15 protein-coding genes are annotated in these 19,716 nt (G+C 48.0%); 1 reads left to right on the top strand and 14 read right to left on the bottom strand.

Annotated features, from left to right (window positions below):
• The first annotated feature begins 405 nt into the window (after window positions 1–405).
• Entirely contained in the window at window positions 406–1,296 is an 891-nt protein-coding gene (locus tag AC50Y5_RS28665; protein ID WP_494864802.1) for a helix-turn-helix transcriptional regulator, read from the top strand.
• 97 nt (window positions 1,297–1,393) lie between these two features.
• Here AC50Y5_RS28665 and AC50Y5_RS28660 read toward each other — a convergent pair whose 3' ends face one another.
• The 14 genes from AC50Y5_RS28660 to AC50Y5_RS28595 form a co-directional block, all read right to left on the bottom strand.
• On the bottom strand, window positions 1,394–1,645 hold the full coding sequence (locus AC50Y5_RS28660) for a hypothetical protein (RefSeq protein WP_494864799.1): 252 nt from the start codon (window positions 1,643–1,645) through the stop codon (window positions 1,394–1,396).
• A gap of 39 nt (window positions 1,646–1,684) precedes the next feature.
• Window positions 1,685–2,926: a hypothetical protein gene (locus AC50Y5_RS28655; RefSeq protein ID WP_056031045.1), complete on the bottom strand. Its 1,242-nt coding sequence runs from the start codon at window positions 2,924–2,926 to the stop codon at window positions 1,685–1,687.
• Window positions 2,927–2,937: 11 nt separating this feature from the next.
• Window positions 2,938–3,780 carry a hypothetical protein gene (locus AC50Y5_RS28650; RefSeq protein WP_494864794.1) on the bottom strand — a complete coding sequence of 281 codons (843 nt, stop codon included), beginning with the start codon at window positions 3,778–3,780 and terminating at the stop codon, window positions 2,938–2,940.
• Window positions 3,777–4,466, bottom strand: coding sequence for an ABC transporter ATP-binding protein (locus AC50Y5_RS28645; protein ID WP_056031052.1), 690 nt, complete (start codon window positions 4,464–4,466; stop codon window positions 3,777–3,779). Before AC50Y5_RS28645 ends, AC50Y5_RS28650 begins: the two co-directional genes overlap by 4 nt.
• On the bottom strand, window positions 4,459–4,890 hold the full coding sequence (locus AC50Y5_RS28640) for a GntR family transcriptional regulator (RefSeq protein ID WP_056031055.1): 432 nt from the start codon (window positions 4,888–4,890) through the stop codon (window positions 4,459–4,461). Before AC50Y5_RS28640 ends, AC50Y5_RS28645 begins: the two co-directional genes overlap by 8 nt.
• A 221-nt stretch (window positions 4,891–5,111) precedes the next feature.
• Window positions 5,112–10,652: a cadherin-like beta sandwich domain-containing protein gene (locus tag AC50Y5_RS28635; RefSeq protein ID WP_494864792.1), complete on the bottom strand. Its 5,541-nt coding sequence runs from the start codon at window positions 10,650–10,652 to the stop codon at window positions 5,112–5,114.
• A gap of 185 nt (window positions 10,653–10,837) precedes the next feature.
• A complete protein-coding gene (locus AC50Y5_RS28630) occupies window positions 10,838–11,371 on the bottom strand; it encodes a phage tail protein (protein WP_494864790.1) in 534 nt (177 codons plus the stop codon).
• Between the two features lie 18 nt (window positions 11,372–11,389).
• A complete protein-coding gene (locus AC50Y5_RS28625) occupies window positions 11,390–11,887 on the bottom strand; it encodes a phage tail protein (RefSeq protein WP_494864788.1) in 498 nt (165 codons plus the stop codon).
• Between the two features lie 41 nt (window positions 11,888–11,928).
• Window positions 11,929–12,444: a phage tail protein gene (locus tag AC50Y5_RS28620; RefSeq protein ID WP_494864786.1), complete on the bottom strand. Its 516-nt coding sequence runs from the start codon at window positions 12,442–12,444 to the stop codon at window positions 11,929–11,931.
• 78 nt (window positions 12,445–12,522) lie between these two features.
• Entirely contained in the window at window positions 12,523–12,996 is a 474-nt protein-coding gene (locus tag AC50Y5_RS28615; RefSeq protein ID WP_081418637.1) for a GNAT family N-acetyltransferase, read from the bottom strand.
• Between the two features lie 865 nt (window positions 12,997–13,861).
• Complete coding sequence (locus AC50Y5_RS28610; RefSeq protein WP_494864784.1) at window positions 13,862–14,989, bottom strand: hypothetical protein; 1,128 nt, start codon at window positions 14,987–14,989, stop codon at window positions 13,862–13,864.
• Between the two features lie 508 nt (window positions 14,990–15,497).
• On the bottom strand, window positions 15,498–16,352 hold the full coding sequence (locus AC50Y5_RS28605) for a diguanylate cyclase domain-containing protein (protein WP_056031074.1): 855 nt from the start codon (window positions 16,350–16,352) through the stop codon (window positions 15,498–15,500).
• On the bottom strand, window positions 16,342–18,441 hold the full coding sequence (locus AC50Y5_RS28600; RefSeq protein ID WP_494864782.1) for a cellulose biosynthesis cyclic di-GMP-binding regulatory protein BcsB: 2,100 nt from the start codon (window positions 18,439–18,441) through the stop codon (window positions 16,342–16,344). The genes AC50Y5_RS28605 and AC50Y5_RS28600 overlap by 11 nt, the downstream gene beginning before the upstream one ends.
• A gap of 17 nt (window positions 18,442–18,458) precedes the next feature.
• On the bottom strand, window positions 18,459–19,709 hold the full coding sequence (locus AC50Y5_RS28595; protein WP_056031077.1) for a glycosyltransferase family 2 protein: 1,251 nt from the start codon (window positions 19,707–19,709) through the stop codon (window positions 18,459–18,461).
• Window positions 19,710–19,716 lie beyond the last annotated feature (7 nt).

The raw sequence follows: 19,716 nt of genomic DNA, 5'->3' as shown, positions 1-19,716 counted from the left end.
AAATAAAGCTATGGTCCGTCTAGCCGTTAACGTCTTCCATCTCTTCTTTATCACAAAACAGCCTCCTTGTTAATCGTTTAGATTTTTAGTGAGAAACCGCTCCTTCATTCTAGCTCCTCATTCAAATAGGAAACAGCAGACACCCCTTTCCGCTTACTTCACAAGCATATGTAAGCGCTTTTTTATTATCATAGCACGGTATTTTTGAATAGGATTTAATGATTTCAACCAAAACTTTCATATTCGCAACCTGATTTCCTAAATCTAAACGTGTAACCTTTTTTTGCGCAAGTTGCCTGCCTTCTATTTTTTTCGATTGAGTTTGTGAGCCGCCTTGAGTATGATAGAGAAAAAACGAAGCTGTTCATTCATACAAAGCCGACTCAAGTATGATGGAGGTGCACGTTGAAACCAACCGTTTTGCATTTTATCACACCGCCGGTTCCTTGCATTATCGATTGTGGTACAAACGTCTACGCGCCGGGCGAGCAGCATATTAGACGCAGAAGCATTGGCGTCTTTGATCTAATTGCGGTCACCCGTGGCACCTTATTTATTAGCGAGGAGGAGGAGCAGTGGAGTCTGAAGCAGGGGCAAATGCTCATTTTGCGCCCCGATGCGCTGCATTACGGCTTCGCTCCATGCACGGAGCCTACTGAAATTGTCTGGATTCATTTTCAAATTTTCGGAAGCTGGCGCACAAGCGAATCGTTGCAGGCTGCTGCTGAAGAGCAAGCCTCTCTCATGGAGTCGCACCGGGCAAAAGCCTATTTGCACAACCGCGATTTAAGCTCTATTTTTATCCAAAAGCACAGAAGCTTGTCCGCTCAGGCTCTCAGCCTGCTGGGCCATTTTTCCCAGCTGGAGCAGGTGCCGCCCACCTTGCGCAATTGGAAAAGACAGGATCATTTTCAAGCCTTATTGCATGAATTGAAGGAGGAGCAGGCGCTAGCCTCAGACTCTACGACCGCCGCTCTTGCCAGAAAGATTGAGCTGTTCATCCGCCAAAACTATGCACTCCCCATTACGAATAAAATGCTGCAAATTCACTTAAACTATCATCCTAATTATTTAGCCAAATGCATGAGCAAAATGTATGGTGTAACGCCCGTCGAATATTTGCTAGTCTATCGCATGGAGCAGGCGAAGCGTTTGCTCGCGCAAACCTCCTATCCGATTGGCAAAATCGCCGAGGAGGTCGGCTTTGTCCATACGTCCCATTTCACCTCCCACTTTACGAAGCGCGAAGGGCTGTCCCCGTCCAAATATCGGCAGGTGCATTCCCCCGTCTCCTAGTGCAAGGGTGAGTGGCCTTGCTGTTTTTGGAGCCGATCCCCGTTTGTCGATGCAATAGAAAAAACGATAAAAATAATAGAAAAAGCAGCGGACACCGTTATGAACGGCGTCCGCTGCTTGCGCTTACAATAAGCGCTTTGCGCATAATCATCTTTTTCACTTTCTCTCGGCGCTCAGCGGGGGATTGGAGATGAAAGGCCTGCTCTTGGCCAATGGCAAGCAGCGCCTGTTTGCCCGCTTCAGCGGCAAGCCGCTCATCCTGCAAAATATAAAAGGCCAACTGATAGCTCCAAGTTTCCAGCTCTCTGAGCGCCTCGACCGTATGATCCAGGCTAGCTGCTGCCTGCATGCCTTGCACCTCACCCTCTTATTTGGGATGTTTGCTAGTCTATTCTTTAATGCTCATATTATTTAGCGCCATATCGCTTAATGCGATCTGTCTCTCTTCCTCGCTGCCCTCAGCTGTCACACTGCCTTTATATAATGGCTCGCCAGTTGCAGCATTCATTACCACAACGGTTCGAGCATCTTCCTTACCGAGCAAAACATACAGACGCTCTCCATTCATAAAAAAGCTCTGCAATTCGCCCTCGCCAATCTGGCTTGACAACAGTGACCAAGTCTCACCTCGTCTTTCCCCTGTTTCCAGACTATAACGTGATACCGCAATCAGCGTCTCATTGTAATTTGTAAAATAGAGGTCACCGCCTGAAATGTAGCGCCCCCCCATTCTACGCGCATCCAATTTCTGCATTTCATCCGGCAAGCGCTGCGTTATCCCGCTCTTATACGAATACACATAAAGTTCTGCCGGAACGTTTGTCGGAACGCTGCTGCTGTTGGCTTCTCCCGTCTGTTCCTGCGTAACGATACTTAAAACAAAATAATCATTTGGTGCTGTATAATCATTTTGGGTGGCTGCAGATGAAAGGGGAGTCAGCTTGGTCCCAGCAGCATCTAGAAATTCCAGGGCAATCCTTTTAATGAGCTGACCGCTATCCGAATCGATTATATAATCAAAATACTGTTTTGCTCCTGATGGCCTATTATCTGTTTCATATTGGTTTACCATCACATGAAGACCATCTGCTTGCAGTTGTACATCATATATGGTTGCATGCTCTCTCATGCCTTGCTGAGAAAAAGGAGTTAATGCAATCGAATAGTCTGCGACCTTGCCAGTGCTTCGATTCAGCATCTCTACCTCTATCGTTCCTTCCGGGTCACTAGTAGCCGAATTGTATGGAATTTCAGCGTAGGCTAGCCAGTCCTGATCCTGATAAAAGCTGCCTATCTCCGCTTTGCCCCGCATGAAAGCGGGATATTTTTCAATAAGCTCTCTCATGCCCTCTTGCTCATAAAACCACTCACGAGCATCAGTTATATACGATTCATAAAGGGACTTCCTGCTTCGATACTCACTGCCGTGTACAGTTAAATTTAGAGGCTGCGAGCCCTTCCCGCCTATATACGAACCGACTAATACCAGATTAGCCGCTTCATTCGCATCCCCTTCCAGCGTCTCTAATCGATATTCCGGCAAATGGTCTGCCGAGCCAAAAGCGTAATACGTGCTGAACCCTGCTGCTGCGAGCAGGACGAGCGCCAGCGTAGTGATATAACGTTTCATCTTGCCCCTCCTTACACGGTAATCTTTTTATTTAACAGTCTGATGCTAAGCCATACGGATACCAAAACGAGAATGACGGTCAACGCCAGCATAATAGAGTAAGTTTCCCCTGGATATAAATAGGAAGCCGTATTCCCCGGCCGCTGCAAAGTAATAGGAGCCAGCAGCGCGGCGCCGCATACGAACAAATAAATAACAGCATAACCAATGCCAATAACCCGATAGCTTCGTTCCAGCAAAATAACCGTAAAAGCAGCAAGTACGGTCAAAATCCCAATCGCATAGGCCATCACAAATGCATCAAACTGGCCTGGAATGAGCACTTTCAGTGCTTGATTTTGCAAAATCGCCTGCGACAAATAGGAAGGATCGCGCAGCACTTCTGGTATAACCATATTGAACAGCATCATTTCAAGCGGAAGCAGCAGCAGCTGGAAGGAGACCAGTCCAAACGTAAACAGCAGAATCGCCGTCAGCTTCGCTGCGTATATGGAGCCGCGGTTGCTCGGCAGCATCAGCAGCCGATAAATAAACGTATCGCGCCCCAGCCAATCGCGGTACCAAATGAGAAAAACATAACCGGCGATAACTGCAATGCTGATCAGTACCGGAAAGGAAAACCAAAATTGATTGTTGAACATCAGCTCATTAAACGTCAGCTTCCCGGTCTCAGAGAAAGGATGATACGTATTCAATTTCTCACTCCAGCCAGGGCCTGTTCTAATGCTGCGCTCACTAAGAGACCACAGCAGCACTACGCCAAATTGCATGAGAAGCGTTAACGCCATTAATCCGCCAAGCAAATAGCGAAAACGGTGCACTTCCATATGTACCAGCTTCAAATAAAACTTCAAGCCTGATACACCTCCTTCATGACATCCACAATTGACTTGGCTTCCTCCATACGAAGCTGCTCGCAGTTGAAATTGCGGATAACCGAACCATTTTTCAAAAGCACGGCCTGATCAATAAGATGTTCAACGTCTGCGATCTCATGCGTCGTAATCAACACACCGCGATCTTCAATCAGATGGCTCGAAAAAACTTCCGTAATGAGCGCTCGGCTGAACATATCAATGCCGGAAAACGGCTCATCCATCAGCACATATTCGGTATCCAGCGCAAGTCCCAGCAGCAGATTGAACTTCGCCGCCGTCCCTTTGGACAAATGGCCGATCCGTTCTTTCCCTTCCAGTTGAAAAAATGTCATCAGCTCCTTGGCCCGATCCTCATTCCAGCTGCGGTAGAAGTCCGCCATGAATACCATCGCTTCATCCAGCTTCATCGCAGGCGGCATCGTCAGATGGTCCGGGATAAAAGAAATTTTCTCATACCGCTCCTTGCCAAGCTTTTGCCCATCCATTGTGATTTCGCCCTTGCGGATCGGCGTCAGCCCCATAATGGCTTTCATAATGGTCGATTTGCCCGCTCCATTCGTGCCAATCAGGCAGGTAATTTCACCCTTCTCGATTTGAAAGGAGACACCATCAAGCACCTTGCGCCGACGATATTTTTTATGTATATCCCGCACCTCAATCATACTGCGCGCCTCCCCCCTGCTTCTCGCCACTCAGCTGCTTATCTTCCGTATACTTATGCTTGACCAGCTCCAGCAGCTCCTCCACCGGAACGTCGATTTTACGAACAGAGGCAACGAATGCCTCCACAGCCTCGCCTATCAGCTCCGCGCGGATAGCCCGCAATACGTTCTCGTCCGTAGTAATCCGGCTTGGCGAGTTTCCTTCTGTTACGATCAACTGCTGTTCCTCCATTTCCTTATAAGCTTTCTGCGCCGTATTGGGGTTGATCTTGAGCAGTGCGCCGAGCTCCCTTCGCGAGGGAATAATTTGTCCGGCTTCCATTTTCCCAATGACCAATTGCTCCTTAAAAAACTTGACGACCTGCAAGTAGACCGGGTCACGGCCATTGAAAGCGACTTCCGTCCAGCCTTCATTTGTCTTCATCCCGTTACCTCTCATTCTTGTTCCAGTGTGTGTACCAAGTAGTTCATACACTTTAAGTGTATTATGCGCATAATACGTTTCTATGTCAAGCATTTGTTAAAAAATAGGGAGAAGCCCAGCCCTGCGCTTATCAAATATAATTTTATGGGTTGCCGCAGCGCGAACAGCCCCTGAAGACATAAGTCTTCAGGGGCTGTTTCATGTTTTAATGTTTTAAACTATTAAATCAGCTTCGAATTAGCGAGCAGCCTCTGCACCATCACTGCAATTTCCGCTCTGGTGATAAAAGCTTTAGGGGCCAGCTGCGCACCCGATCGGCCTGAAATAATTCCGCCCTGCAAGCTGTCTGCAAGGCTGCTTTTCGCCCACACTGCCGCTTCATTCGCATCGGCATAAGGCCGTAATATATCATCTGTATTTCCCGCTGGCAATCCCGCTTTCAGTCCGGTGACGGCCATTGCTTTGGCGATAATGACCGTCGCTTGTTCGCGGGTTATTGGCTCATTGGGCCGGAAGGTTCCGTCCTCAAAGCCATTAATCAGCTTGTAGGCAACAGCCGTTTGAATCGCCTGATTATACCAAGCGCCGGCCTGCACATCAGAGAATCCGGAAGCCCCGGTCTCCAGCTTCAACCCCAGACCCCTTACGATAATAGCCGCAAATTCAGCACGGGTAATGGGCGCATTCGGATTAAAACGATCGCTACCTACACCGCTGATGACCATACGCGAGCCCATATCATTAATTGCCTGCTCAGCCCAATGTCCAGCAGCATCTTGGAACTTAACTGGATTCCAGACTAAAGCGTAAGTGCTGTTAGTAAGGCTGAATATTTTCGCCCAATAACTGCCATTCACCTGTACGATTTTTGTTGGAACATGACGGATGCTGCCATCTGCCTCGACCACAATCGCCGTTGTAATTCGCTGTGGATCAATAGTACTCGGAATCGCTATTTCACGTTCTACATAAGTATTAAATTTTGCAATCTCCTGCCGTGTCGTCCCATTGACAACCTTGACGGTAAAATCAAACGGCTCTCCAAAAAGCTCGAAGCCACCCTTTGCAGCGGCTGACTTCACTTCCTGCAGCCTGCTTGGAGTTAGTGCTGCCACCTCAATTTGAAACTCCAATTGTTCCAGCCCTGTTTGCTTTAGAAGCTCTCGTATATCAGAAGAGCCTGTAATTTGCTCAATAGGAAGCGTATAAGTGGCGCTTCCCGTTTGAATTTTGACAAGAGCTTGTTTTTGCTCCAGTACCTTCACATTATCCCCATTGAGCTTCACAATCAACGCACCCGATTGGATATCTACCGGAAACGTAACGACAACTCCGCTTGTTTCGTCCGCAAGCCTGCTGTTCAACGCTGCTTGATTGACGGTCAATGTCGTTACGCTTTGATTGTTGACCATCGCAGTTGAAGTCGAGCCTATGTTATACACAATTCCGTTTATAAGGACATTTACGCTTTTAGTCGTTGGCGTACTCGGATTACTAGAGCCTCCACTGCTGCCTCCACCACTAGAAGGAGCAGCCGGTGTTACCGCATTAGACGGAGCAGACGGGGCACTGCTGCCCGCAATATTGAGTGCTTTTACAGTGAACGTATAACTGGTTCCGTTCGTAAGTCCCGTTACCGTTATTGGGCTGCTGATACCAGAAGCTGTAATATTTCCTGGCATCGCTGTCACTTCATACCCTTTCACTGGGCTCCCCCCATTATCGGCAGGGGCAGTAAAACTAACGATTGCCTGTGCATTGCCGTGGGTAGCTGTGACACCAGTAGGTACGCCAGGCGTATGGATATTTAAGCGCGTCACCTTCACCGTATAGGTTTTAGAAAGTTTTCCTGCTTCTTCTACAACAATCAATACAGTCTGCTCTACGCCAGCATTCAGACTAATTGGGGCAGAAGCGATACCGCTTGTTACCGTCGCGCCATCCACTTTAATAGTTCCGGCTCCGCTTGGCGTCACGGTAAGAGTGGAAACGTTATACGGGACTGTCAATCCGATATAATCATACGTACCACTGGCAAACACAAAACCGCTTGGACTGCCGCTTAAGGAAAGATTAATGAGGTCTGCTGCCTCTGCTTGCGTATAACTAACGCTTTCGACGTCACTGTCGAAATAATCGGCCTTCGTCGCAATCGCCTTCACCGTCATCGCTGCACTAATCGTCGGCTTCGCCAACGCATTATACGCAAGCGTTGAACCGCCTACCGCTGGCGCTGGCGTACTCCCGTCCGTCGTGTAATAGATGTGGTCAGCTCCAGCCGATACAATCTCCAGCTCCGTGCCAAAAGCGACTGCTCCAGCTGCTGGATTGAATGTCGGCTTTGCCTGCGCTACTTTCTCGCGCGTCACTTTAATCACATACGTTTTTGCACTTTTTCCCGTTTCCGTTGCCATAACGGTAATCGTGCGTTCCACCCCCGGCGTAAGCGTAATCGCCGCTGAAGCTGCCCCACTTGCTACCGTCGCTCCATCTACGGTCAGTGTGCCCGCTCCGCTTGGCGTCACCGTTACGCTCGCGACGCTATTGTCTACCGTCACGCCGTTATACACATACGTCCCGCCTGCAAAAACAAATCCGCTTGGTGCACCACTCAGCCCAACGTCCGTCAAATTCGCTGTCGCCGCCTGCGTATAGCTCGCGGTCGCAACCGCACTGTCCAGATTGTCTGTCTTCGTCGCAATCGCCTTCACCGTCACTGCTGCACTAATCGTTGGCTTCGCTGATGCATTATATTCCAGCGTCGAACCTCCTACCGCTGTTGCTGGCGTGCTGCCATCCGTCGTGTAGTAAATGTGATCGGCTCCGGTCGATACAATCTCTAGCTCCGTACCGAATGCCACGGCTCCCTCTGCTGGATTAAACGTCGGCGTTTCCTGCGCTACCTGCTCGCGCGTCACTTTAATGACGTACGTATTTGCACTTTTCCCCGTCTCCGTTGCTACAACGGTAATCGTGCGTTCCACTCCCGGCGTAAGTGTAATCGCCGCTGAAGCTGTTCCGCTTGCTACCATCGCTCCATCCACGGTCAGCGTCCCTGCTCCGCTCGGTGTCACTGTTACACTAGCCACGGCATTGTCCACTGCTACGCCGTTATATGCATACGTGCCACCCGCAAAAACAAAACCACTTGGACTGCCGCTAAGCGCGAGGCCCGTCAAATTCGCTGTCGCCGCCTGCGTGTAGCTCGCACTCGCAATAGAGCTGTTCAGATTGCCCGCTTTTGTAGCAATCGCCTTCACCGTCACTGCTGCGCTAATTGTAGGCTTCGCTGATGCATTATATTCCAGCGTTGAGCCGCCTACCGCTGTCGCTGGCGTACTTCCGTCTGTCGTGTAGTAGATGTGATCGGCTCCTGACGATATAATCTCTAGCTCCGTACCGAATGCCACGGCTCCCGCTGCTGGATTAAATGTTGGGGTGTCCTGCGCTACCTGCTCGCGCGTCACTTTAATCACATACGTTTTTGCACTTTTTCCCGTCTCCGTTGCTACAACGGTAATCGTGCGTTCCACTCCCGGCGTAAGCGTAATCGCCGCTGAAGCTGTTCCGCTTGCTACCATTGCTCCATCCACGGTCAGCGTCCCTGCTCCGCTTGGTGTCACTGTTACACTCGGCACACCATTCACTACCGTCACGCCGTTATACGTGTACGTACCACCTGCAAACACAAAACCACTTGGACTGCCGCTGAGCGCGAGGCCCGTTAAATTCGCCGTAGCTGCCTGCGTATAGCTGGCGCTGCCTACAGCACTATTCAGATTATCTGTCTTCGTGGCAATCGCCTTCACCGTCATCGCAGCACTAATCGTTGGCTTCGCTGACGCATTATACTCTAGCGTCGAACCTCCCACCGCTCCCGCTGGTGTACTTCCGTCCGTCGTGTAGTAAATGTGATCGGCTCCAGACGATATAATCTCTAGCTCCGTACCGAATGCCACCGCTCCCGCTGATGGATTAAATGTTGGGGTGTCCTGCGCTACCTGCTCGCGCGTCACTTTAATCACATACGTTTTTGCACTTTTTCCCGTCTCCGTTGCTACAACGGTAATCGTGCGTTCCACTCCCGGCGTAAGCGTAATCGCCGCCGAAGCTGTTCCGCTTGCTACCGTCGTTCCATCTACGGTTAGCGTGCCTGATCCACTTGGCGTTACCGTTACACTCGCAACACCATTCACTACCGTCACGCCGTTATACGAGTACGTTCCGCCAGCAAACACAAACCCACTCGGGCTGCCGCTGAGCGCGAGGCCCGTCAAATTCGCTGTCGCTGCCTGCGTATAACTCACGCTGCCTACAGCACTATTCAAATTGCCCGCCTTCGTGGCAATCGCCTTCACGGTCACTGCTCCGCTAATCGTTGGCTTCGCTGACGCATTATACTCCTGCGTCGAACCGCCTACCGCTGTCGCTGGCGTGCTTCCGTCCGTCGTGTAGTAGATGTGGTCGGCTCCTGCTGACAGAATCTCTAACTCCGTTCCGAAAGCGACCGCTCCCGCTATAGGGTTAAACGTTGGCGTTTCCTGGGTTACCTGCTCACGTGTCACTTTAATGACATACGTTTTTGCACTTTTTCCCGTTTCTGTTGCGACAACGGTAATCGTGCGTTCCACTCCCGGCGTAAGCGTAATTGCCGTCGAAGCTACTCCACTCAGTACCGTCGTTCCGTCTACGGTCAGCGTGCCTGCCCCGCTCGGTGTCACCTGTACGCTCGCAACTCCATTCGCGACTGTCACTCCGTTATACGCATACGTGCCGCCCGCAAACACAAAACCACTTGGGCTGCCGCTGAGCGCGAGGCCCGTCAAATTCGCAGTTGCAGCTTGTGTATAGCTTGCACTGCCTACAGCACTATTAAGCTTATTTATCTTCGTCGCAATTGCCTTCACGGTCACCGCTGCGCTAATTGTCGGCTTCGCTGCCGCATTATATTCCAGCGTTGAGCCGCCTACAGCTGTCGCTGGCGTGCTTCCATCTGTCGTGTAGTAAATATGCTCGGCTCCTGCCGATACAATTTCCAGCTCTGTTCCTAACGCGACTGCTCCCGCCGCCGGATTGAATATCGGGGTGTCTTGAGGGACAGGGCTAATCATATTGGTCAGAGTAATATCATCAATGTTCAAGTTGGATGGCTCGTCACTAGTTGAGAAGCGCCATTGAAGCGTTACAGAAGCAACATTCGAGTAGTTGTACGAGGCTCCATTACCTAATAAAGTCGAAACCTGAAACTTCTTAATGACTCCGCCCTCATGCAGGTTAACGTTACCTGTGTTCGAGCGCGTAGCAATCACTGTGCCTCCAGCATCCTTTAAAGTAATGCTAAGCAAACTAAGTTGGGGGGGATACGGAAAACCAGAATATGCAGAAATACCTAAATTGTTAAAGGTAAAGCTGCTCAGCACATTTTGCCCTTCCGCCTTAATGACGAGCTCGCCAGTCGTGTTCGGAGTCGTCATATGCGCCGAGTATAAAGAAGTTCCGTCCTGTTCAAAGCCATTTGTTACGACAAACTTATCTCCCTGCTTCCTGAAGCCCGTTCCGCCTGAATCATTTACCCCTAAGGTATCACCAAAATCATAAGTCCCATCCGCTGTCCCCGCAGCTGCATTCAGACTTGCCGGAAGCAGATTAAGCATAACGGCAAGCACGAGCAGCATAACGGCAACTCGCTTGATAGGGCTGCCAAACTCTCCTCGCCTCATCGTGACTTTGCCTTCTTTCTGCCCCACTAATTGATGCCTCATAACCGCATCTCCCCTTGTTCTAATAGAAATCTTCATACTTTTTACAAACTTCACTAGTCCACTCAAAAAGCGGGTGCTATATCCGGCATCTGCCGAGATCTCCTGCACCCGCCACAAGTAATCACTCTTTTTTCTCAAAAGAGAGACTTCCATCACTATCCCATCTCAATCAGCCTGTGCTTCCTCTATCCTCTTGGAGGATATTCTCCATAAAGGCATATTATGAAATTCATTGCCAAATACGGCTGCATATTGTTATGCGGCTGGCTGCCGCCTGCTGGCGTAAGCGCTAGTGGATTCATTTGCGTATTATTTGCTGCTTTATATAGCGGCCGCTGAACGGCTGGCCGTCCTGATGCCTTCGTCTCCGCCCAATAATTGTTGGATGGATTATCGGAGTTTTGCTCCGCTGCTATTCCAGTAGCGATATGTGTATGGGTAGGAATTTCAGTAGAGAGAAGCGTTACTTGAGCGTCTCCACCCTGTTCGCCTACCGTTGTTGGCGTAAGCCCGGGACCTGCTCCTTGTCCCAAAGGAGCCATCCCCATTAAATTAGGCAAAGCAAAGGTTGTCGATCCATTTCCGCCATATTGTGCCCCAATAATAGAATACAGAGTAGAATTGGATTGAATCTGCAGTATAGCTCCATTGCACAACGCCCAGTTATTCGGTGGATAATTCCCCGCAAAAATGCGTATTTCCCCTGTAAATGCATCCATATGATAAGGCTGCCTCCTTTAACCTCTTGGTGGGTATATTCCTGTAATAGCGATACAAAAATTCAGCGCCAAAAATGGCTGCATATTGTTATGCGGCTGACTGCCACCTGCAGTGGCGATAGCGCCTGCATTCATAGTGACGTTCGCAGAAGGAGGCGCATAAGGCGTATAAGGTGTGTCTGCCCAAGCATTCCCCGCTGGAGATATTTGATCAGCCGTTTCCGAGGAAGCAGCGAGCTGGTGCGTATGCATCGGCATCTCGTTTACCGTTAAGGTGTGATTGGCCTCTCCTGCTACATTGCCAAGTGGAATATTCTGTCCGACATGAACGGGAACCCGTCCTTGTAAATTCGGAAGCGCAAAATTATCCCTCCCATTCCCGCCATAATACGTGCCAAGAACGGCGAACAACGCTGTGTTTGTTGATATCTGCAATAATTGCCCATTGCATGGAGCCCAGCCCTTCGGTGTAAAACCAAATGGGAACACTCTAATTTCGCCAACAAATGGATTCATTTTCAACCTCCTATATAAAAAGAATGAGATCTATAAAACAATTAAGACTGGGGTGGAAAGATCCCAAAAAGTGAAATAATAAAAGAAACGGTCAAGGAAGGCATCATATTGTTATGGGGCTGACTGCCACCGAAGGAAGAAAGATTGTTGTTATTCATAGGAGACTGTGGAAGTGGATTGTTGCTGCTATCAAGACCTGTGGAATATACGGCTGCTTTCGCCCAGGTATTATTTTGGGGAGAAGAGGCACTGCCCATAGTTTGGACTACTTGGGGTAAGTGAGTGTGGGTAGGTAACTGAGTAGTTAAGAGTGTGACGTTTTCTGTTCCTGCCTTCATGCCTAAGGGATAATTGGTCGCTTTATGAATGGGAACCCTCCCTCTCAAGTCCGGTAGTCCAAAGGTCGACATACCGTCACCACCGTAGGTAGTCCCTAATAGCATATATAACGTTTCATTCTCTGATATAGATAAAATTTGGCCTTCACATTTCGCCCAGCCCTGTGGAGCATAATTACCAGCGAACATGCGAATTTCACCAATAAAAGCCTCGCTCATTTTATAATCCCCTCCGATTGAACATTTAAAGCTGCTGAAAAACAATAGGTGAGCCGAGGCCTGTCCTGTCTTAGGAGTCTATGGCTTCCATTCCATCAATATATGCATGCCTTGCTCCTCTACCATGTGGAAGCCTAGTCTTTCGTATAAACGGAGCGCCTCATTGCCCCGCATCACATGCAGTTGAATAGGCTGCTTTTTCTCAGCCGCTTCTTCCTGAAGCTCCTGAAGCAAGTACGTGCCATAACCAGAATTGCGGAAAGCTGGCAGCAGTGCCACATTAACGAGTATCATTCTATCTGCCTTGCGAACAAGCATGCAAACCCCGATTTGGAAATCATCCTTCATTAAAATATAGTTCTCCGCATCCGGATACTGCGATTCATAAGAGCGCTTCTGTAAATCATATTGCATGCGCAGAAAGGCCTGCTGAAACGATTCCTCCCAGCCCCATGCTTCTACCTCTTCCTCGCGGGTACTCGCATAAACACGATATAGAAATGAATGATGCTTCTCCCCTGCCTGTGCCATATGGAGTCTGCCCGTAAGCACTTGCTATCCCCTCCTAAAATCAACCAGAAAGATGATTACCATATTTATCTATTCCACATCTAAATTTACAATCCTCCTTAATATTCGACATTTTATTTTAATTTTAACTTAAGTTGATATTGAATTTAGCTTCAACCTGAATTACGAAAGCGTTGCCTCATAAAAACATAAAAAACGCCCTGATCTCTAGTAAAATGGTGTTTGTCTGAACAACATCCCCTCTATGCGGGAAGGGGATGTTCTATTTTTTCCAACATTCGCTATTCTTTTCGATGATTTCGCATCCATAATAGGAAGTATTATGAAAAAATATATTAGAACAAAAAGGACCAACCAGATAAAAATGGTTGATCCCATCATACGAAAGGGAGGATACATTAGAATGGGATAGGCTCTGATTAAATGACTGTATAAATTTTTGAAACAGTTAGTTTAGTTGGGTAATTAATCAAAAAATCATTCAGACTTACTGATTCTGTTATCTTTCTACTTGTAACAACCTCACTAAGATGCGTATTAGTATCTGGAGTTACAGTTGCATCTAGTAAGATAATATCAAATGGCTTGGAAAGACCTTTAAATAATATGGAGAGTTCATTATAACTGTTATTATTCTCTCTAATAAAGTCACAAGAACACTGTCTGTGTATGAGGTAATAATGTTGAGGTACAGTAACATTGAGATATTCATTAATTTGGTCTATATAGATATCATGTTTTTGTTGGTAATGAGTTAATGTGCTTGAGGGTATTTCATCATTTGTTGCTATATGTAGAAAAAAACACAAAGTTCATTCCACCTCCAATGAGTGAACCCAGTGCGCAACTCTAGCACTGGGTTTGAAACTTTTTATTAACGTAGTTATTACCAAAAGGAGTGGCCACCAGTTCGTACACCTAGTACAGTTGCGTGAAAATGAGGACGATTCATAATCATCCCATTGGATGTATGACCAGGGTTGTCTTCATCTGGTTTGGTACCAAATGATATATTTGCTGCTAGCGTTTGAGCTGAAGATCTCTGTATAGACCATACATCACCACTAGCTTTAAGATGATCTGATGCCACAGCAAAAGTCATTTGATTTCCTAATAATATCCCCCCCGGTCTTACGTTGTTTCTAAATGCTACAAAATGGTTGTACCCTTGCCTAATTTGAGTCGTTATTGTTGCAGCCCCTATAGCTACTTTCGAAGCATTCGCTTTGGCTGTGCTGTTGTAATATGTTCCAATTTGATTGGATATTACAGTGCTGTGAGTACTGACTTTTGTCGCGGTATAATGCCACAGTAGAGAAATCCCTACAACTAAACAAATCAAATCTGCAACTGGTAGTGGACCATCTATAGCTGAAAGGGCTCCAAGGGTAACAAGTCTAGCTGCTAATCTTGCCTCAGTTTCAACGATACCAACAGTGGAAAGTGCGACCACAGCATCACCGGTATTTATACTATAAACACCATCATTCCCCCATTCTCTGTCAGAGGCAGCTAGCACAAACAATTCTGAGGAATTAGAACCAGCTAGCACTGCTGCTTCTGAGGAATTAAATTCAGTTTCGGGTAAAATACCAGTTAATTTATATTGTTCGTAATATTCTTGGGCAAGGGCATCAATTCTATTAAATTGTTCCTGGCTTTCTGGGGTACTCATTACTGAGAGAGTAGCTGTTTCAGTGTCTCCAAGTTTCACAGCAAGTTTTCTCATTGCTTCAGTTTGAATTAATTGTTGTTCAATTAATTTTACATCAGTTTCCGACGTTTTCAATAGTTTCTTTAGCTCTTCTAGAGTATCTGCAAACTCTGGGTTTTCTATGAGATATTCGTTTGTAAATGAGTTCGAAAATTCAATTAGATACCCTTTTGTTATACCTTCAGTTGGAATTTGGGGAGCAATATTGAGTTGGGTTTTACTTGATTCTGCACCAATTGCAGATGTCGCAGCTACGAAGAATAATGATATTGTTAAAACAAGACTAATTATTTTTTTCAAGCGGCCGACACTCCATCCATTATAATATTTGGTAATTAACTTAACTTTTAATATATTAACACAAATTTGGAAATAGTCACCACTAAAATTCGTCTAATCTGTGAACTTACTATAATGTAATTATTTTGATTATGTTGTATGAATTGTGTTCATTAAACGTTACTATCTAGGTACCCTCAAAGAAACAAATGGAAAAAGAGATAAACCTGAATTACGAAAGCATAGCCTCATAAAAATATAAAAAAGCGCCCTGATCTCTGGTAGAATAGCAGCGGCCGCCAATTCATATTTTTTTCGACATTCTCTATTCTTTTCGATGATTGCGCATCCATAACTGGATGCAATTTCCTAAGTCATCTTCATTAAATATTTGTTCTTATGGGCTTTCGTAATTCAGGTTCAATCACCAGCAAAAAAAAGAGCCCCTTGAAATCAAGGGATTCTCTATAACTTGCTATCCGCCGGATTGCTATCCATTCGGCATCTGTCTTCCCATTATCCTTCTAGCTTACACATCATACTCCAGCTGCTTCCGCGCCTGCACGATGAAATCAAGCGGCGTCGGGATTGCTTCCGGCTCATATTGCAGCGCTCCGATTTTCAGGCTCAGCTCCACCTTGTATTTATGCGAAAACTCGGCAGAATTAAACTCCTGGATTTTATGCCGCAAGCGCTCGATGACGATATTCGCCCCTTGGCGGTCTGTGAACAGCAGCAGTCCCCAAGTCGGATTATCCTTGCTCAGCATATAAATCGAATCATTCGTCCGAATGCTTGTCTGGCTCATCTGCGAAAGCTCGAAGATCGCTTCCGTCATCCGCTCCTCGCTGACCATCCGCCGCAGCTCATCCCAATATTTCACGTTCACAACAAGCAGTGTGAGCGGAATTTGATACCGGGTGGACAGCGCCATGAAGACGGCGGCGTCATTTTGGAACGAGCGGCTGTTGCGCAGATTCGTATTTTCATCCATCGTCGCCAGCCGGCTGTTCGTTTTCTTGAGCTGTTCATTTTCCGTTTGGAGCTGTCTGCCTGCAAGCGTGAACATCCACGTCACCAAGGTGAACACCGGCGTCATGACGAGCCAGAAATAATTGCCGCCGCTGACCGCCTCTCCCCCCACAAGCGTTCCATATAGCGTATAGGTACCAAAGCCAAAAATAAACACAATGTTGAGAATCAGCCCTGTCGTCACATTCGTGAAATACGTAATGATCGCAATCAGGAAAGCGACATTCAGAAAAATAACATTTTGCAAATAACGGTCAGGATCTCCCGCTGTAAATACGATGCAAATGAAGCTGACGACGATGAGCAGCAGGAAGCCGCTGTCGGAAATAAGACTGCTCTGATTACGCCTCATCGCGATCACCCCGTCTTCTGCGATATTTGCGAGCCAGGAAAATCAGCGATACGAGCACCAGTACCATAACAAGTGCCGCCGCGATCACGAAGCTGAGCACATCGGTGCGTTCCATCACATTGCTAATGACGGAGGATTGCTCGGGCTCGGCTTCTTTTTTGAAACGAAATGCGTTAATGTTGCCGTCCTTGTCCGTCGATACGCCATCGCCGAACACCTTCCATACCGTTCCTTGGCTGGCGACCAGCTTGGAAGCTAAATAATAATATTCCGAGTCTGCCCCCGTAACGGCAAGCAAGCCATGCCCCGCCTCATACGGGGAATCAATCAGCTGCAAAGTCCCGATACGCTTGCCATAATCGGAGTCGATGCTCATTTTCTCATTGGATTGCAAGCCTGCGCCATTCGCATCATATTTGAAGTACAGCGCGTCATTATGATCACGAATCACCTTGTTGCTTTGGAAGGTTCCAATCGCGATGACGTTGCGGGCTTTCAAAACATCAGCAGCGACATCATCGCTATAAAAAAGAACGTCTCCTGTGTTGCCCTCTGCATATTGGCCAAGCAGGTTAAACAGGTTGGCTACCGTACGATACGTGTAGGAATCGCGCTCCTGCGGCAGTACAACCGCTACCTGGTTAAATGCTCCATCTCTCAAAAATGGATACGGATAGTTGTTGAACAACAGCTCCGTCCGATCCTTCGTATTCAATTGCAGCATGGAATCCTTCGTCACGAAAGCCCACGGCATTTGGTTCTGATTTTGCACGCAAACGGCATTTTTCAGCTCTAGATCAAAGGCGACAACGACGGAAAAGTTGCCGGAAATGTCCAGATTTTTCGGAATTGGCAATGTAATCGAATCGCCATTTGCCAGCTCCTCCGTCAGCTTCTTGCTGCCGATTGGCGTATTGTTGATGAGCACTGTCACCATCGAACGGTCAAAATCCAAGTTTTTCGCATAGCGGAAATCGAGACTGATTTTGCTTGCGTCAGCGATGGAACGATTGGCTGGCAGCGACACAAAATAAGCTTTCTCCTGATGGCGAGGGCCCTTCAGCTCGTCGCCTGATTCGGTCAAAACGACATTGCGGCTAATGTTGACCACAGGCGTCGAGACATCGGTGCTCTCATCGACGATTTTACGGTCGGAGCTGAGCTGGCTCATCAATGCCTGATTCGCCACAAGGCGGCTTGCCTTCACAAGCAGCGCCTCATCCTTCGCGGTTACAACGAGCGCCCATTGCTCGCCTTGGCGCACGAGCTGAATCAGCGCTTTACCGTTCAAATCCGGTGTGCCGACAGCTGTCTTCAGCCCGCTCGGAAGCTGGTCATACAAGGCGACAGCCGTAACGAGCTTTTTGCCTGCATAATATTCATCATCGAAGGCAAGCAGCGGAATCGTCTTGTCCTGAAGCGTATTCGCCTTGGCAAAGCCAGACAGTGCGTAGACGGCCGCTTCCATTTCTTTCGCAGAAGCCTGTGCCGGCACTGCAATCGTATTCAAGCTTTTGCTGACCGTGTCGAGGCTTGTAAAGCGCTCATTAAAATCACGGATGGAGCCGTCCAGCGGCTTGCTTACATAACGAACATCCACGCTGGAGCTGCTGTATAGCTGGAGCCAATTGTCCCGCTCCTCATCCGGCGAGCAAATTTGATCATTGACGATCGTCTGAATGCTTCCTTCTGTCGACAGCGTGTTTGTGCCTTCCGCCAGCAGCTCGCGAGGAATCGTCACGCTCAGGCGCTGCTTTTTCTCCACCGTGCGATCCGGACGAAACGAATAAAAGGCTACGCCGTTAATCGCCAAAGTGACGCTGGAACGGTCCTTGTCCGCAAGCTGCGACACCTTATAGTCCATATTGACGACGACGCTGCTTACATTCCAATAGGACGGTATTTGAAAAAAGTCCTGGCGCGCCGCCACCACACCCGACATGGATGTATCTGCTGTAATGAATGGGATCTCATAGCTTTCTGTGCCCGGTGCTTCTGCTGCGCTTGCCGTTGCTGCTCCAAGCTGACCCAGCTGTCCAAGCAGCAGCGCCATACAAATGAAGGTAATTACGAATATGCGTCTTTTCATGATGCTCTCCTCCAGCTTTAATAACGTTCGGTTTTGTACCATTTCGCTTCACGCTTAAACACTAAATCCTTGAGGTAGGTATATAAGCCGTAGGCGGCAACAACCATCCACATTTGGCAATAGGATACGTACATCAGCATAATAATCCACACATTGGACAGCCTAAGCTCGCCTTTTTCCGTTGTTAGCGTAATATAAGTGCCTACTATAAATAGCGTGACCGCCAGCACCCAGAGGAAGGAGCTGAATCCGGCAATCGTCGTATGTACATAACCTAAAGCGTGAAGAATGAGCAGCAGATCAGACATAACGAGCGACGTGAGAAGCAGAAAATAAATCGATAAAAAGTATAAAATATCAAAGCGGATGTTCGTCGCCGAGCGGTCAAACAGCAAGGGGATATTTTTCACAATGACATAAATATTGCCCTTCGCCCAGCGCGTCCGCTGCTTGAACCATACCTTGACCGTTTGCGGCTCCTGCTCCCAAGTGACGGCCTTCGGCTGAAACTTGATTCGGTACCCCATCATGTAAATGCGGAAGCTGATCTCGGTATCCTCGGCAATCGCCTTCACATCCCAGCCGCCAATCCGCTCGACGATATGACGCCACATAATGAAGTTCGTGCCGGGTATCGTGCAAAGCTTGAACAGCTTCCATCTGCCCGCCTGCGCCATCCATTGGAAGGACAGCGTCTCAATGTTAATGAAGCGGGTGAGCAGATTCGTATCGCGGTTGCGCGTTCGGAACTTCCCGATGACCGCGCCCAGCGTATCATCATTCGTAATTTCACCGACCAGATAGCGAAGCGCTGTGCGCTCCGGCGTATTGTCCGCGTCATAAATGGCGATCAGTTCGCCTCGGCTCTGCTGAAAGCCGATGTTGAGCGCATTCGACTTGCCCTTGCCGCCTGTAACCTTGTCGGTGTTGATAACAATTAAGTTGCGTCCTGCGTATCTCGCCTGCACCTCGGCAAGCAGCACCGCGCTATTATCCGAGGAATTATCGTTAATGACAATAATTTCGTAACGGTCATGCGGATAATCGAGCGCAAGCAGCGATTCGACCGTCTTCGTAATGACCTTGCCCTCATTGTGGGCCGGAACCATAATGGTGACAAAGGGGGTCTCCCCTTTGATTTCTGGCACAGGCTTTCCTTCGCTCTGGATATAAAATAAATATCCGGCAATAATCAGCACCACATTGACGAGCAGGAGCGACCAAATACAGATAACGGCAATCAACATGAGGATGTCTGCGATTGTCATAGCTGTC

It is taken from the genome of Paenibacillus sp. JT22N7 (assembly GCF_059383875.1).
This window is presented reverse-complemented; position numbering and strand designations above follow the sequence as displayed.

Coding starts and splice junctions, on each gene's coding strand:
- AC50Y5_RS28600 (WP_494864782.1), bottom strand. CDS start 18,441: ATGAAAAGACGCATATTCGTAATTACCTTCATTTGTATGGCGCTGCTG.
- AC50Y5_RS28625 (WP_494864788.1), bottom strand. CDS start 11,887: ATGAATCCATTTGTTGGCGAAATTAGAGTGTTCCCATTTGGTTTTACA.
- AC50Y5_RS28620 (WP_494864786.1), bottom strand. CDS start 12,444: ATGAGCGAGGCTTTTATTGGTGAAATTCGCATGTTCGCTGGTAATTAT.
- AC50Y5_RS28630 (WP_494864790.1), bottom strand. CDS start 11,371: ATGGATGCATTTACAGGGGAAATACGCATTTTTGCGGGGAATTATCCA.
- AC50Y5_RS28595 (WP_056031077.1), bottom strand. CDS start 19,709: ATGACAATCGCAGACATCCTCATGTTGATTGCCGTTATCTGTATTTGG.
- AC50Y5_RS28660 (WP_494864799.1), bottom strand. CDS start 1,645: ATGCAGGCAGCAGCTAGCCTGGATCATACGGTCGAGGCGCTCAGAGAG.
- AC50Y5_RS28605 (WP_056031074.1), bottom strand. CDS start 16,352: ATGAGGCGTAATCAGAGCAGTCTTATTTCCGACAGCGGCTTCCTGCTG.
- AC50Y5_RS28635 (WP_494864792.1), bottom strand. CDS start 10,652: ATGAGGCATCAATTAGTGGGGCAGAAAGAAGGCAAAGTCACGATGAGG.
- AC50Y5_RS28640 (WP_056031055.1), bottom strand. CDS start 4,890: ATGAAGACAAATGAAGGCTGGACGGAAGTCGCTTTCAATGGCCGTGAC.
- AC50Y5_RS28655 (WP_056031045.1), bottom strand. CDS start 2,926: ATGAAACGTTATATCACTACGCTGGCGCTCGTCCTGCTCGCAGCAGCA.
- AC50Y5_RS28645 (WP_056031052.1), bottom strand. CDS start 4,466: ATGATTGAGGTGCGGGATATACATAAAAAATATCGTCGGCGCAAGGTG.